Below are 15,335 nucleotides of genomic sequence, written 5' to 3' on the forward strand. Positions count from 1 at the left end.
TCGGTTCCAGGTGAAAACATAAACCCAAACAAGGAACTAGAGACGTGCTCCTGAAAAGAAAATACGGGGAAGAACATCCCTACTGGCCTGCAGGCCCTTTCAAAATCCGTTTACCCTTCATTCATTATCGCTGGGAGATTCCTGAAACCATCCAGGCTTTGGTGATGTTTGTTATTGCCATGGGCATGATTCCCTTGCTGGAACAGTATCTGGGGCTGCCCTACGAAGTAGCTCTGGCCTTTGTCGTGGTTTGCGGTATCGGTTTTATCCTGCCCACCCTGTTGGGTGTGCCCTTTGTTCCTGGCTGGATTACTCCGGCGATTCCAGTCGTACTGTTGTTTGTTGGTCAGTATGAAGCTGGCCCGGATGCCATCCGGGCTCTGGTGGCTCTGCAACTGGTCGTGGCTTTTATTTTCCTGTTTATGGCAGTCACCCGCCTGGGAACCAAACTGGTCAACAACATTCCCAGCTCCATCAAAGCCGGCATCCTGCTGGGGGCGGGCATTGCCGCCATCAGTGGTGAAATCAGTGAAGGTGGACGCCTCTATGCAACCCCTCTGTCTTTGGGGATCGGTGGTCTGGTGACCGTGTACGTTCTCTTTTCCCTGTCTTTTCGGGACTGGACGGAAAAACACCGCTGGGCCAAGCTGATCGCCAGCTATGGCATGGTTCCCGGCATGCTGTTGACCATGTTTATCGGCTGGTCCGTTTCCGAGTATCCACTGCCAAGTGTTGAATGGGGTTTCAATGTGCCTGCCATGGGCCAGATCTGGGCTTATCTGCCGTTCAACGTCGGTTTCCCCGGCATTGAGCTGCTGATTGCTGCTATTCCCACTGCAATTATTGCCTACATCATAGCCTTTGGCGATATTATCGTGGGTCAAAGCCTGATCAAAAGGGTCGATCATTTGCGTCCTGACGAGAAAATCGAAGTCAATGTTGACCGGGTGCATCTGGTCACTGGCATCCGTAATGTCATTCATGCTTTCTTTGCGCCCTATCCGGGCTTGGCAGGCCCCTTGTTTACCGGTGCCATGGCCACCATTGCCGAGCGCTACCGCTACGGTCGCAAAGCCATGGACACCATCTATTCCGGTGCCAGTATTTTCTGGATAGTTGGCTTTATTGCTTTGTTTATGTTGCCTCTGGTGACCCTTTTCAAACCCGTGCTGCCGATTGCTCTGTCGATTACTCTGTTGATCACCGGCTATCTGTGTATTGCCGTAGCCGTTGAACAAATCGACAATGCCACCTCCATGGGTGTGGCCGGTATTATGGGTGTGGTGCTGGCAACCCATGGTGCTGCCTGGGGTCTGGGGGTTGGCCTGGCGATGTATTTCATGATTGAATACCGGGGCCGCAAGCGGGTGGGTGATGACACTGAAGAACCCATCCATGTTGAGGATAATATGCCCGTGGATGCTGAAAGCCCGGAAGCAGAAAAAAGCTAATCAGCGGCGATCAAGTCCGAAATGGTTTTCTTTACCCCTGATCCATTAAGGGTCAGGGGTTTTTTGTTATCCTAAGCACCTGATTGCAGCCTCTTACTCGGGTTATCCGCAGATGTTTAATGCAGTTTTTTTCAAAACCTTTATTACGCTGGTGGAAACAGGCAGTTTTACTCAGACGGCGGGTCAGTTGGGAATGACCCAGCCCGGAGTGAGTCAGCATGTTCGCAAATTGGAGGAATATTTCAGCCTGCCGCTTCTGGCCAGGACGGGCAAGCGTTTTGAATTAACGGAAGCCGGGCGTCAGGTGTATGACTATGCCTTGCGGCTTTTTGCCGAGCATGAACAGTTTCGTCATGCTCTGGAGCAGGAGTTGGTTGAAGGCGGTGAGTGTCGCTGTTCAAGCATAGAAACCTTCGGTGTTCTCTTTTACCCCTTTGCGCTGGGTTATCTGAAAAACCATCCCCGCTTGCGGCTGCACATGACTTTCAGCAATAACCAGCAAGCGATTGAGGAGGTTCTCAGTCGTCAGGTTGATCTGGCTCTGGTGAGCAGCATCCAGAAGCACCCCGAGCTGAGCTGTGAACTTTATCTGCAGGAAAGTCTGGCGGTGATCGTCCCGGCTGATTTTCAGGGCAACAGTTTTCAGGATCTTCTGAGCCTGGGGTTTATCAGTCACCAGGAAGGCCAGGAGCAGGCCCGAAAGCTTCTGGCGGCCAATTTTCCCGGTGAATTCCGCGGCCTTCACCAGCTCACCCGGCGCAGCGAGGTCAATCAGGTGCATCTGGCTCTGGATGCTGTGGCCCGCGGCCTGGGCTTCAGTATTCTGCCGCGCAGTGTTTGGGAAGCTTCACCCTGGCAACAACAAACCCGCGAGTGGTATCTGGATGAGGAAACCCTCTGGCCGGTTTACCGGGTCAGACGTCGCCAGGAACAACTCGCCGAGCGCTACCACCACCTGCTTGATGAATATCTGCACTGGCGGCAGGGCACCAGCAGCAGGAATCCGGATTCCTAAGCCGGTTTCTGATACCGGCTGAAGGGAATGATTTTGGCAGAAGGGCGCGCTGGTTGGTTGTCTCCGGTTTGACAGGGCAGCACGACAGGTTGCAAAAGCTTGTGCAATTCCTGATTCAAAACCCCCAGCTGGCGGTGCATCAAGTTGGAATAATGCAGACACAGGGATAGGGGCGTCCGACCTCTGCGCCTTTCGGCGTCAATACGAAAAGCCAACTGCTCCAGGCGTAAACGCACCCCCTGATCGGGTGTGCTGTCAAGAATCTGGTTGGTCATTTCCAGACGTAGCCTTTCCAGCTCTTCGGGTGAGTTCCTGGCCAAGTCAAGCAGCCGGTCAAAACTGGGTAGTGCGGATGCGCTCATGATCTTGTCCTCCTATAATCAGCATAGAAAAGTTTTTGATAAATGCAGGAAGTTTGCCGTATTTTCTGTTTAACTCTTGTTATTGCATAATAAAAGAAGGATCGCTATGAAACCTTTCCGCCACTTGTGGTCCCCGCGCTCCTTGCAGGTGCTCAAAGTTGCCGGTATTTATGCTGTTGTCAGTGCCCTGTGGATTGTTTTCAGTGACAGCTTTATTGATGCTCTGAACCTGGAGCCAGCCATCCAGACCCAGTTACAGACCAAAAAGGGTCTGTTTTTTATTACCTTGAGCAGCCTTTTGATTGCCGGGCTGGTTTACCGGGCTTTATGGGTTCAGGACAAGCTCATCAGCCATTTGATGAAAAGCCGTCAGGAGTTGCTGCAGGCGGGGGTGTTTTATGAAGAAACCAATGAAGGTCTGCTGCTTTTGGACGCCCGGCGATACATTCAGGCGGCCAACCCGGCTGCCGAGCAAATTCTGGGTCTGACAGAATCTGAACTCCAGCAGCAGCGCCCCCAGCTACTGATCAATCAGGATCAAACACGCGGCTTTTACCGTAAAATCTGGCGACAGATCCAGAAGGATCACAAGTGGCAGGGCCAGCTGTTGGAAAAACGCAAGAATGGCAGCTATTGCCACCTCTGGGTGACCGTGACCCGAATCGAAGGGGCCGGTTGCAACCGTTACCTGGTCGTGCTGGCCGATGTCAGCCAGTTGGAAGAAACCCATGTGCGCCTGCAGAGACTGGTTCACTATGACCCTCTGACCAACCTTCCCAATCGCAGTCTGATGTCCATGCTGCTGGATAATGCCGTGATTCGAGCACGGCGCTGGCAGACCGGTATCGGGGTTTTGCTGTTGGATCTGGATGGCTTCAAAACCCTGAATGACAGTCTGGGCCATCAGGCCGGTGACGAGTTACTGATCGCTGCGGGCAAGCGTCTGGAAAAGAACTTTTCAGAGTGTTGTCTGCTGGCCCGTCTGGGGGGTGATGAGTTTCTGCTGGCAATGGAAGGTATTCACCAGCCGGAGGAACTTTATCGTCTGGCGGCGGAAGTGCTGGAAGTCATTCGTGAACCTTTTGATCTGGGGGAGGGCCAGCAAATCTGGCTGACTGCCAGTATTGGCACCAGTCTTTATCCCCAGGATGCCGCGTCTGCAGAGGATCTCTTGCGCAATGCCGATGCGGCGCTGTATCAGGCCAAGGATGAAGGACGCAACACCTATTCCTCTTACACCGCCGAGCTGACCGAAAAAGCCCAGCAATACCTGTCGATGGAAAGCCGCTTGCGCCAGGCTCTGAGTAACAATGAGCTGCGTGTGTTTTATCAACCCCTGATCGATCTGAACACAGGGGACTGCAAGGGAGTGGAAGCCTTGGTGCGCTGGCAGGACCCCAGGCAGGGCCTGGTTCCGCCCATGGACTTTATTCCCCATGCCGAACAAAGCGGTCTGATTAACCCCCTGGGTGAATGGGTACTGCAGCAGGCCATTAGTGACTTCCAAAGCTGGCTAGCCCAGGGTATTGACCTGGGGGTACTGGCAGTCAACCTGTCGCCGCGCCAGTTTTCCGAAGCAGAACTGGTCAACAAAATAACCCAAACCCTGGAAGCAACGGGGTTTGATGCCACGCGTCTGGAACTGGAAATTACCGAAACCGCACTGATCAGTCGTGGGGATCAGGCCGAAAATGATCTGCGTTCCCTGAAGGCTCTGGGGCTGACTTTGGCCATTGATGATTTTGGCACCGGCTACTCATCCCTGGCCTATCTGAAACGCCTGCCGATCGACAAGCTGAAGATTGATCGCAGTTTTGTCAAGGATCTGCCCGAGGACACCACGGGTGGCGAGATAGTGGCGGCCGTTATTGCCATGGGCAAAGCCATGCATCTGGAAGTGCTGGCGGAAGGGGTGGAAACTGCAGAACAGCAGGCTTTCCTGATGCGGGAAAAATGCACCACCGGACAGGGCTACTGGTTCAGTCGGCCTTTGCCTGCCAGGGATCTGTTGCTATGGCACCAGGCCAGAAAAGAGGAGCTTCCCGCAGGCTGAACCTGCGGGAAAGATCAGGCTTCAGCCCTTGTAGGCGGCAGCTGATTTCTTGATTTCATCGCGAGCTTCATCAGCAGAGCCCCAGGCCTCAACCTTGACCCATTTGCCTTCTTCCAGATCCTTGTAGTTCTCAAAGAAGTGGGCAATCTGCTTGCGCAGCAGCTCAGGTACATCATTGATGTCCTGAACATCATTGTAAACCGTGCTCAGCTTGGCGTGAGGAACGGCAATGAGTTTGGCATCCTGACCGGATTCATCGGTCATGTTGAGAACGCCAACCGGACGACAGCGGATGACACTGCCAGGCTCTACCGGGTGTGGGGTAATGACCAACACATCCAGGGGATCGCCGTCATCGCTCAGGGTTTGCGGGATGAAGCCATAGTTGGCTGGGTAAAACATGGGTGTGGCCATAAAACGGTCAACCACCAGCGCGTCCATGTCTTTATCGATTTCGTATTTAACCGGAGCGTGATTAGCCGGGATCTCAATGACTACATTGATGTCATCAGGAAGAGATTTGCCAGCAGGAATCTTGTTGTAGCTCATTAGCTTTAGACCCTTTAGAAGTAAAAAAAATTAGCGTGAGGATTATACTTGCCAGCTCTGCATAACTCCAACGCCATCTGCCTCAACACGACCAAGGGATAACAGCCTGCCACTTGGAAGTTGGCTTCTGGCGGGTGATACTTGAATCCTAGCTCGTCACTTTTTTAAGACAAGATAAAGGTTACCGATAAGCCAATGCATCTGGGTGAATTAAGAGTCAGTTATGGTCAGTCTTATCTGGCTCAGGATCGGCGCAGCGCACGCTCCTCCATGGCTGTGTGTCATCCCAAGGACTCCTTGCTGGCCATTAAGGGGATCGCCGGTATCATTGCCGACTCCACCTGGCGGAATGCCCTGGCCAAGCAGGCCGGTGAAACCAGCGTCAAGGGCTTTATGGCCGACTATTACTCAACGCCGGACAACTGGGATGTCAAAACCTCAGCCAATCGCGTTCTCCTGGCGCTCAACTCCTGGCTTTATTCGCAAAGCCGCACGGTCAGCAATGGCAGCTACATCAGTTCCATGAGCGCCCTGCTGCTGCGGGGCCAGCAAGCGCACCTCTTTCATATGGGTGACACCCTGGTGTATCGCTTGCGGGGGGCTGAATTCCAACTTCTGAACCGTGAACACACCACCTATCTGGGTGGCTATCGTTATCCTTCACGGGCCATGGGTATGGACCCCAGCGTGGACATCGACTATCTGAATTTCAAGGTCAAGCAGGGCGATATCTTTCTCTTCACCACTCAGGCGGTGAAAGGCACCCTGATGCCCACTGAATTCGTGCAACTGATCAGCCAGTTCCCGGAAGACCTGAATCAGGCTTGCGACGTGATCCTTCAAAAGGCCATGGAAAAAGCCAGTAAGCGTGGTTATTCCAGTTATAATTTTTGTTTTCAACTGATGCGTGTCGATCAGGTTCCGCATGAAGCCAATGAGGGTCTGGGTGAGGCTTATTCCAGTCTGCCTGTGCCTGAAGAACTGCAAGCCGGGGATGAAGTGGATGGTTACCGGGTTGAGAAGGTGCTTTCACGCAGTGCCACCAGCCGGATTTACCGGGTTTACGATCCGCAAACGGATCGCCAGCTGGTGCTGAAAGCCCCTTCGCCACAGATTGCCAGAAAAAAAGAATTTATTGCCCACTTCATCATGCAGCAATGGGTGGTTGAACGCGTTAGCTCGCCCTATGTGGCCAAGGTGGTGGATCTGTCCCGCCCCAGAACCCAGCTTTATTATTTGATGGAATACATTGAAGGGCGAACCCTGCAAGAATGGATGCAGGAAAACCCGGATGCCGATCTGAAGGTGCGGCTGGATTTGATCGAACAACTGACCAAAGCCGTCAGAGCCATGCATCGCCGCGAGGTTTTGCACCAGTACCTGATGCCCCAGAACATCCTGGTGGATCAGCTGGGTGTCATCCGGGTGGTTGATTTTGCGGCTTGTGGCATTGCCGGTATGAAAGATCTTCCACCTTTGCTGACCCTGGCCAGGCGCGTGGGTCTGACTGCCTACTCCGCACCCGAGTACCGTCTGGGTCGTGAGCCCGGTGAAAGAGCCGATCAGTTTTCCATTGCCGCCATCGCTTTTGAGTTGCTGACCGGCCAACGCCCTTATCAGGGCAAACTGGAAACTCTCAGCTCCAAGGTGGACTTTTCCCGTCTCAACTACACGCCTGCCTTTCAACTCAACCCGGCCTTGCCGGTGGGGATGGATGCCGCCCTGCGCAAAGCCTTGCAGCCCAATGCAGAATTGAGATACCGGCGTTTGTCTGAATTCATCTATGACCTGAAAAAACCCAACCCTGGCCAGCCCGAGGAAGCGCCATCCGCTCTTGCGGATCAACCTCTTGCTTTCTGGAAGGGGTTGGCTGGCTTGTTGCTCTTGCTTTTGTTGTTGAGTCTGTTTTACTAACAGAAAGAACCCCTTACAAGATTCGGAGAAGATTATGAGTGATCAAGCAGAGCGTCTTGCAGAACTGTATGACAAGCTGATAGAACGGCTTTATCAGGTTCGCCTGGAGGTTGAGAAAACCAGTGAGCAGCTTGACCTGGATAAAGAGATAGAGCGCCTGGTTGAAAATGAAGAGGAGTGGGAGCGCCTGACCCGGGATGAGGCCGCGCTGATGAGTGAGTGGCTGAAGCGGGACATCAAGGATTTGCGAACCCACCTGGCTTCAACTGAGCAGGGGGTGAAAGAGTGGCTGGCCCAGGAAACCAGCATGCTCAGTGAGCAGTTTATGCACTGGCTGCGTCAGGTGGCTGATCCTTCCCTGGTGGATGCGCAGACGCTGCAGGAAGATCTGGACAGCCGTGAAGACCCGACCCTTTACCATGCCGGTGAGCTGGCCATGGCCGGTGCCTTCACTTGTGCCAACTGTGGCAAGCAGGTGGAAGTCAGCTACACCCACCGCCTGGAACCCTGCCACCGTTGTGAAGAGCGTATCTTCATTCGCAAGACTCTGGATGTTCGCGCTTAAACGTAAGAGAAAGCCTTAATGGTTGATTCCAGCTGTTGGCCCTGGCTGCGCAAATCCTGCAAAGCCTCGGTTGCCAGCTTGGAACCTTCCAGTGTTGTGCTGGCGTGATCCCTGATGGATAGAATTCGCTCATCAATTTCTTCAGCCACACTGCGTTGCTGAGTGACCGCTGAAGCCACCTGAATCTCGCGCTGGCTGATGTTGCCAAAGGCCTCCTCAACGGCCTGGAAGCTTTCAATGGAATAGAGGATCTGCTCACGGGTCTGGCCGACACTCTGGCTGCTGGTGTCCATCTGGCTAACCACTGTACCGACAATACCGCGTATCTGTTCCAGGGTCAGGCGAATATCTTCCGTGGACGCCCGAGCGCGGGCAGCCAGTTGCCGCACCTCATCAGCCACTACGGCAAACCCGCGTCCCTGTTCACCGGCCCGAGCGGCTTCAATGGCTGCATTGAGCGCGAGAAGATTGGTTTGTTCGGAAATGCCCGCAATTTGATCCATGACCTGATCCACTTCATTGCTGGCTTTGCTGAGCTTGTCGACTTCTGTGGAAGCCTTATCCAGTTCCGAACAAACCAGCTGGATTTTTTCGGCACTGGTTTCAATGTTCTCACGGCCATCGCAGCAGACCTGACTGGAGGTTTCGATGTGCTGACTGTTTTCCTGAATGCTGGCATCAATTTCGCGAATACTGGCTGACATTTCGTGGATGGCCGTGGCAATCAGCTCCAGGTCTTTTTCCTGCTGATCCTGGCTGGAGTGGTTGCTTTGTACCTGTTGGTTCAACTGCCCGATAATGTTTTTCAAAGCCGCCAGGGTGTCATCCATACGGCCCAGTATGGTACGGGTACGGGCACGGTAGGTATAAAAAGCCAGAGTGGCGGCACCGGTTTCACCGCGCTGGCCGGTGAATATCTTCTGAGCCAGGGGGTTTTTGATGACCTTGTAGGCCAGGGCTTGCAGATCACGCAAAGGCTTCAGGCCCCACCAGGCCAGCAGTCCACTGAGCAGGGGAAGCAATAGCCACAGGTAAGACCACTGCGGCAACCAATACATGGCCAACCAGGTCAGCAGGGGGGCAAACAGGGCAACGCCCAACACACTGAGGTGCATGCTGGGCAAGGGGGAGGCAGAAGCTGCTTTACCGGCCCGGATGCGTTTGTAAAGTCGGGCAGCATCGGCAACACGGCGGCTGGAAGGCTTGGTGCGAACTGATTGATAACCGATGATCTGGTCATTTTCATAAAGTGGGGAAATATAAGCATCAACCCAGTAGTGGTCACCGTTTTTACAGCGGTTCTTGACCACACCGATCCAGGACTCACCGGACTTCAGGGTTTTCCAGAGATCCGCAAAGGCCTCCGGCGGCATGTCCGGATGGCGGATCATATTATGATTCTGACCCACCAGCTCCTCAAGTGAGTAGCCGCTGACCTTACAGAAGTCGGGATTGGCGTAGGTGATGACACCTTCCAGGTTAGTAGTCGATACCAGGCGTACACCCGCCTCGTACTTGTATTCCTTTTGAGTGACAGGTTGGTTGTTTCTCATGATTGCATGGCAGCCGGATTGTTAATGAGCAGAATTTTTAAATTTATTATTAATAAGGGTATGCCCCTGATTTTGGTGGGTAATTATCGTGATTAACCGAAGGGAGTCAAGAGCACTATTGATGCAGGTCATGTTGTTTTGTTGTTATAGCTGCTACTACTTTTGGCTAATGCTATAAAATATGCGCTTTATGGGTAAAAGCAACCGCATGATTTTAAAAGATAAATATTAAATATGTTTTTTTGATTCAAAATAAATACGGCTACGATCCGTTACAAATAAAATAATTAACAGGTTTTTTTACCGGGCAGGGTGCGCCAGGCTAGCAATAGCAGGCAAGCCAAAAGCAGGGGCCAGGAACCAAACAGCATAAAAGGGGTGTTGCCTGTGCGGGGTTGAATCTTGGCTTTTAAAACGCCGCTTTGAAATTGCGGCAAACGGTCTTTGATCTGCCCCTGATGATCCAGCACGGCGGTGATGCCGTTGTTGGTGACCCGAGCCATTTCCCGACCTGTTTCCAGGGCCCGAAAGCGGGCAATCTGAAAGTGCTGCAGTGGGCCTATAGAGCGTCCGAACCAGCTGTCATTGGAAACGGTCAGCAGCCATTGAGTGTCCACGGCCTGGCGGGCACTGAAATCCGGGTAGGCGACTTCATAGCAGATCAGGGGAGCCACGCTAGTGTTCTGGACACGCAGATTGGCTGGGTGTTGCGGGCCGGGGATAAAACTGGACATGGGCAGATCAAAGAAATCAATCACCCCCCTGAGCCAGGCTTCCAGGGGCAGGTACTCACCAAAAGGCACCAGCTTGACCTTGTGATAAACCTCTTCCGCCTGGCCTGCGGTGACCAGGCTGTTGTAAAACCGGGGCTGGTCGGGCACTCGCGAGGCCAGGCCGGTGACCAGGGCCGCCTTTTCACCGGCCTGCTGCAAGGCCCGATCAATAATCGGTTGAGCTTGTCCTGGCGTCAAAGGCAGGGCGGTTTCCGGCCAGAGAAGCACCTCCACGGCACCGGCTTCCTTGCTGAGGTTCAGGTAGTGCTGAATGATTGGCTGGCGCTTGGCGGGGTCCCACTTGTCCTGCTGGGCGATATTGCCCTGAACCAGACCGGCACTCAGAGGTTCCCCCTGGGGTTGGGTCCAGTTGATTTGTGCCAGAGGCAAGCCGGATACAAGGATAACCAGGGCACAACCCAGGGCAACTGCCTGTCTGGGTGGGAAAGGCAGGGAAAGCTTGAGCTGCCACTTGGGGTTAGGGTGGAACCAATGCGGTTGCAGGCCCCAGGTCAGAAGCAAACCGGCCACAACACTGAGGCCGCTGACACCATATACCCCCAGAATTGGTGCCCAGCCCTGCAAAGGACTTTCCAGGTGGGTTGTTCCCAGAAGCAGCCAGGGAAATCCCGTGAAAATCCAGGAACGCAGCACTTCCATCAGCAGCCACAAGGCCGGCCAGGTCAGCAGCCATAAATAGCCGTTCAGGAAGCGTTGCCAGATCCATGCCTGCAGAGCAAAAAAAACAGCCAAGCCCGCAGTAAAAAGAGCGGTCATCAGCAGGGCCAGGGGGACAGGCGTACCGCCATGCACATGAATGCTGACATAAACCCAGGAAGCGCCACTGGCAAAAACCCCCAGCCCAAACAGCCAGCCCTTGATCAGGGCCTGAAGCGGGGTGAGATTTTTGATCAGTAGCAAGAAGGCAACAGGCGCAAGCAGCGCCAGAGGCCAGAGATTGAAAGGTGCTGAGGCCAGAGTGATTCCGGCACCGGCAAAAACAGGGGTAACCTGGCGGGCCAGCCAGGCCAGTCTAGTCTTCATCAGGCAGATCGGCTATTTCATCCGGGGAGAGCTGTCGTACCTGCAATAAGCGAATGCGGCGATTGTCGGCATTGATCACAGTAAACTCCAGCCCATCCAGAACCACGGACTCACCCCGACGCGGCAAGTGGCCGAATTTCTGCATGACGATGCCGCCCAGGGTATCAAACTCTTCATCACTGAAATCGCTTTTGAAAAAATCATTGAAATCATCAATCGGAGTCAGGGCCTTGACCAGATAAGTGCCCTTGTCACTGTTGCGGATATCGGCTTCTTCTTCAACATCATGTTCGTCTTCAATATCACCGACGATCTGTTCAAGTACATCTTCAATGGTGACCAGTCCGGCTGTGCCGCCATATTCATCCACTACAATGGCCATATGGTTATGGGTTTCGCGGAATTCACGCAGCATGGAATAAAGGCGCTTGTATTCGGGTACGAAGGTGGCTTGTCGGATAACCTGGCGAATATCAAAATCTTCCATGGCCTGGTGGTCGGTAATCAGGGGAAGCAGGTCTTTGGCCAGAAGAATGCCCAGAACCTCATCGGCGGTTTCACCAATCACCGGAAAACGCGAGTGAGCCGATTCGATCAGGGTGGGCAGGAAGTCTCTGGGTTGCTGATCAATCCCAACCACCACCATGTGGGAGCGTGGGATCATGACATCACCCACCTGCATATCAGTAAGCTGCAGGGCACCCTCAATTACGGTCAGAGCTTCATAGTCAATCAGCTGACGCTCGGAAGCATCTTTAAGAAAATCCACCAGTTCCTGGCGATTTTTGGGTTCAGCTGAGAAAGCTGAAAGGAGCTTATCAAACCAGTTTTTAGGGGGCTGCCCCCGGCTCGATCGGTCTTCGTTCATGGCTGTTGTCAGTCAACCTGCTGTTGGTGGTGGGTGGGGGTGTAAGGATCGGGAATCCCCAGAGTTGCCAGTAGTCGGGTCTCCAGTGCTTCCATGGCTTCTGCCTCCTGCGTATTTTCATGATCCAGTCCTTGCAGGTGCAAAAGACCATGAATGACCAGGTGCGCCCAGTGGTGCTGCAAGGGTTTGTCTTGTTGTTCAGCTTCCCGGCTTACCAGGGGAGCACAGATCACCAGATCACCCAGTAAACTTAACTCACCTTCCGCTGCCAAATCAATGGGGTCATCGAAAGGAAAAGACAAGACATTGGTGGGCTTGTCCTTGCCTCGATAAGTCTGGTTAAGAAGACGGCTTTCTTCTTCGTCAACCAGGCGTAGAGTCACCTCACATTCAGGCGGAGTGGATTCCAGCAAGGCCAGTTGCACCCATTCCTGCAGCTGTTGTCGGGATGGGCAGGTCGCTGCGTCCTGAGTGGCCAGTTGCAGGTCAATGAGTGGCTTCATGATGGACGCCTCGGGTAGGCCTGGGCGTACAGGGCTTCCTGGCGGGCCGCTCTTTCGTCCTGGCGTTGCCTTTCCTTGGCTTCGCGTTCAATTTCTTCGGCAGCTTCGCTGGTATCGTAGGCTTCAACAATTCGTTGCACCAGAGGGTGGCGCACGACATCACGGTTTTCAAAGCGGGTAATGCCAATGCCGGAGACACCTTCCAGTACCTTGATGACGTGCGTCAAACCGGATTGAGTGCCGCGTGGCAGGTCAATCTGAGTGATGTCGCCGGTAATCACGGCGGTGGTGCCAAAACCGATGCGCGTCAGGAACATTTTCATCTGCTCACGGGTGGTGTTCTGGCTTTCATCCAGGATGACAAAGGCATTGTTGAGAGTACGCCCGCGCATGAAGGCCAGGGGGGCGACTTCAATGACATTTTTTTCAATCATCTTGCCGACCTGCTCAAAGCCCAGCATTTCGTAAAGAGCGTCATACAGGGGGCGCAGGTAGGGATCAATTTTCTGGGCCAGATCACCGGGCAGAAAACCGAGTTTTTCACCGGCCTCCACTGCCGGGCGTACCAGCAGAATGCGACGAATTTCATCTTTCATCAGGGCTTCAACCGCACAGGCCACGGCCAGGTAGGTTTTACCGGTACCGGCAGGGCCGATGCCGAAATTGATGTCCTGCTGACGAATGGTGTGGACATAACCCTGCTGGTTGCCACCCCTGGGTTTGATGGTGATTCTGGGGGTGCGAATACTGACGGGTGTGCCGGTATCCACAACACCTTCTTCTTCCAGAGCCTCCAGACCGGCTTCCTGCAAATGCAGATGGAGGGTTTCCGGTTCCAGTTCCTCGTTGGCGGTTTCCTTGTAGAGTTGCTCCAGGAGACTGGCGGCAACATTGGCGCGACGCGCTTCACCGGTAATCTGGAACTCATGGCCTCGGTTACGCAGACTCACTCCCAAGCGTTGTTCGATCAGCTTGAGGTGATCATCCTGCAGGCCACAAAGATTGGCCAGACGTTGATTGTCAGCAGGCTCCAGGGATAGCTGTATGACTCTCTGGTTGCCGCTGGCTTCCTGTTTGTTCTGGTCGAGTGGTTGATTCAAGCGTTTGCAGTCCTCTGGGTGTTAAAGTTCGTCGCTGGCGACCAAGCGACCTCTTAATGAATTAGGGTAGGCCTCTTCAATGATGACATCAACAAATTCACCGATATAGTCGGTTGGATTGTCGGAGTTGACATTGACCACCCGGTTGTTTTCCGTACGCCCCGAGAACTGGCCGGGGTCTTTGGGAGCCAGACCGGTGACAAGAATGCGCTGTTTGCTGCCCACCATGCGGCGGCTGATTTGCTGGGTTTGCTGGTTGATCAGTTTTTGCAGGCGGTAGAGGCGTTCTTTTTTAAGCTGCTCGGGGGTGTCATCCGGTAGATCGGCAGCCGGAGTGCCGGGCCGGGCGCTGTAGACAAAGGAAAACGACAGGTCAAAGCCAATTTGTTCAATCAGCTGCATTGTCTGCTCAAAATCTTCTGCCGTCTCGCCGGGGAAGCCGACAATAAAGTCGGAAGAAAAACTGATGTCCGGGCGATTGGCCCGGATGCGCTCCATCTTGTCGATGTAGTCATCGCGGGTGTGGCCACGCTTCATGGCGGCCAGAATGCGATCAGAGCCGGACTGAACGGGCAGGTGCAGGTGGCTGACCAGCTCGGGAATTTGCCGATAGGCTTCAATCAGGCTGTCGGAAAACTCCACGGGATGCGAGGTGGTAAAACGAATGCGGTCAATGCCTTCCACGGCAGCAATGCAGGCAATCAATTCGGCCAGATCAATGGGGTCGCCTTCGGGATTCAGCCCCTGGTAGGCATTCACGTTCTGCCCCAGAAGATTGACTTCACGAATGCCTTCATCGGCCAGGTGCTGAATGTCCCGCATGACAGCATCAAAAGGACGGGAGACTTCCTCGCCCCTTGTATAGGGCACCACACAGAAGGTGCAGTATTTGGAGCAGCCCTCCATGATGGAAACAAAAGCCGTCACCCCCTCGACTTTCTGGGCAGGCAGCTGGTCAAACTTTTCAATTTCCGGGAAGGTGACATCCACCATGGGAATCTTTTGTTTGCGGGTGGCATCCATCATTTCCGGTACGCGGTGCAGAGTTTGCGGGCCAAACACCATATCCACAAAGGGTGCACGCTGACGCAGCTTTTCACCTTCCTGGCTGGCCACGCAGCCACCAACCCCGATCAGCAGATCCGGGTTCTTTTCTTTCAGCTGTTTCCAGCGCCCGAGTTGATGGAAAACTTTTTCCTGGGCTTTTTCACGGATGGAGCAGGTGTTGAGCAGAATAACATCGGCTTCGCTTTCTTCATCCGTAAGCTCCAACTGATGGGAAACACCCAGCAAGTCGGCCATACGCGAAGAATCATACTCATTCATCTGGCAACCATGAGTTTTGATGAAGAGTTTTTTGGTGGGGGTGCTGTCACTGACCTGAGTCATGGGCGAAAAACCAACCTTTGCTGTGAATGCATTTAAGACGAGCGATTATACAGGTGGAAGGCCAACCAGAGCCAGTGAACAAATTTTCATCAGTTTGTAACTCCGGCTAGCCACCACCCTCAGGGGTGGTTATTCTAGGGATGCTGACAGGTTTATCCACAGCTTCAGTGGATAATTCATTGCAACTTGGAGAGGC

At 53.7% G+C, this 15,335-nt stretch carries 13 protein-coding genes; 5 read left to right on the top strand and 8 right to left on the bottom strand.

Going from position 1 to position 15,335, the window contains the following annotated elements:
• Positions 1 to 44: 44 nt before the first annotated feature.
• Together LG323_RS14620 and LG323_RS14625 are read left to right on the top strand one after the other, a co-directional pair.
• The gene (locus LG323_RS14620; protein WP_310695515.1) at positions 45 to 1,451 is read left to right on the top strand and encodes a solute carrier family 23 protein; all 1,407 of its coding nucleotides are present in this window, start codon (positions 45 to 47) and stop codon (positions 1,449 to 1,451) included.
• Positions 1,452 to 1,563: 112 nt separating this feature from the next.
• Positions 1,564 to 2,466, top strand: a complete 903-nt coding sequence (locus tag LG323_RS14625) for a LysR family transcriptional regulator (RefSeq protein ID WP_404417749.1) — start codon at positions 1,564 to 1,566, stop codon at positions 2,464 to 2,466.
• Here the strand turns inward: LG323_RS14625 and LG323_RS14630 are convergent.
• Complete coding sequence (locus LG323_RS14630; RefSeq protein WP_404417751.1) at positions 2,463 to 2,828, bottom strand: DUF3135 domain-containing protein; 366 nt, start codon at positions 2,826 to 2,828, stop codon at positions 2,463 to 2,465. The genes LG323_RS14625 and LG323_RS14630 overlap by 4 nt on opposite strands.
• A 106-nt stretch (positions 2,829 to 2,934) precedes the next feature.
• Here LG323_RS14630 and LG323_RS14635 point away from each other — a divergent pair, with 106 nt between their 5' ends.
• A complete protein-coding gene (locus tag LG323_RS14635) occupies positions 2,935 to 4,881 on the top strand; it encodes a putative bifunctional diguanylate cyclase/phosphodiesterase (RefSeq protein ID WP_404417753.1) in 1,947 nt (648 codons plus the stop codon).
• A gap of 21 nt (positions 4,882 to 4,902) precedes the next feature.
• Here the strand turns inward: LG323_RS14635 and ppa are convergent, their stop codons facing one another.
• Positions 4,903 to 5,430, bottom strand: a complete 528-nt coding sequence (gene ppa, locus LG323_RS14640) for an inorganic diphosphatase (protein WP_310695519.1) — start codon at positions 5,428 to 5,430, stop codon at positions 4,903 to 4,905.
• 195 nt (positions 5,431 to 5,625) lie between these two features.
• Here ppa and LG323_RS14645 point away from each other — a divergent pair, with 195 nt between their 5' ends.
• Together LG323_RS14645 and LG323_RS14650 are read left to right on the top strand one after the other, a co-directional pair.
• Entirely contained in the window at positions 5,626 to 7,344 is a 1,719-nt protein-coding gene (locus LG323_RS14645; RefSeq protein WP_310695520.1) for a serine/threonine-protein kinase, read from the top strand.
• Positions 7,345 to 7,378: 34 nt separating this feature from the next.
• Complete coding sequence (locus tag LG323_RS14650) at positions 7,379 to 7,909, top strand: hypothetical protein (RefSeq protein ID WP_310695521.1); 531 nt, start codon at positions 7,379 to 7,381, stop codon at positions 7,907 to 7,909.
• On the opposite strand, the gene LG323_RS14655 is transcribed toward LG323_RS14650, so the two are convergent.
• The 6 genes from LG323_RS14655 to miaB all read right to left on the bottom strand — a co-directional run bounded on the left by LG323_RS14655 (position 7,906) and on the right by miaB (position 15,139).
• Positions 7,906 to 9,462, bottom strand: coding sequence for a methyl-accepting chemotaxis protein (locus tag LG323_RS14655; RefSeq protein ID WP_404417756.1), 1,557 nt, complete (start codon positions 9,460 to 9,462; stop codon positions 7,906 to 7,908). The two genes, LG323_RS14650 and LG323_RS14655, sit on opposite strands and share 4 nt — an antisense overlap.
• A gap of 287 nt (positions 9,463 to 9,749) precedes the next feature.
• A complete protein-coding gene (gene lnt, locus LG323_RS14660) occupies positions 9,750 to 11,279 on the bottom strand; it encodes an apolipoprotein N-acyltransferase (RefSeq protein ID WP_404417759.1) in 1,530 nt (509 codons plus the stop codon).
• A complete protein-coding gene (locus LG323_RS14665) occupies positions 11,269 to 12,147 on the bottom strand; it encodes a transporter associated domain-containing protein (RefSeq protein WP_310695524.1) in 879 nt (292 codons plus the stop codon). The genes lnt and LG323_RS14665 overlap by 11 nt, the downstream gene beginning before the upstream one ends.
• A gap of 8 nt (positions 12,148 to 12,155) precedes the next feature.
• Complete coding sequence (gene ybeY, locus LG323_RS14670) at positions 12,156 to 12,650, bottom strand: rRNA maturation RNase YbeY (protein WP_310695525.1); 495 nt, start codon at positions 12,648 to 12,650, stop codon at positions 12,156 to 12,158.
• Positions 12,647 to 13,750 (bottom strand): PhoH family protein, encoded by a 1,104-nt coding sequence (locus LG323_RS14675; protein WP_310695526.1) that lies wholly within the window; start codon positions 13,748 to 13,750, stop codon positions 12,647 to 12,649. The genes ybeY and LG323_RS14675 overlap by 4 nt, the downstream gene beginning before the upstream one ends.
• 21 nt (positions 13,751 to 13,771) lie before the next feature.
• Positions 13,772 to 15,139 carry a tRNA (N6-isopentenyl adenosine(37)-C2)-methylthiotransferase MiaB gene (gene miaB, locus LG323_RS14680; protein ID WP_310695527.1) on the bottom strand — a complete coding sequence of 456 codons (1,368 nt, stop codon included), beginning with the start codon at positions 15,137 to 15,139 and terminating at the stop codon, positions 13,772 to 13,774.
• Between the last annotated feature and the right edge of the window lie 196 nt (positions 15,140 to 15,335).

The organism is Marinospirillum sp. (assembly GCF_044810985.1).
Classification (GTDB): domain Bacteria; phylum Pseudomonadota; class Gammaproteobacteria; order Pseudomonadales; family Halomonadaceae; genus Marinospirillum.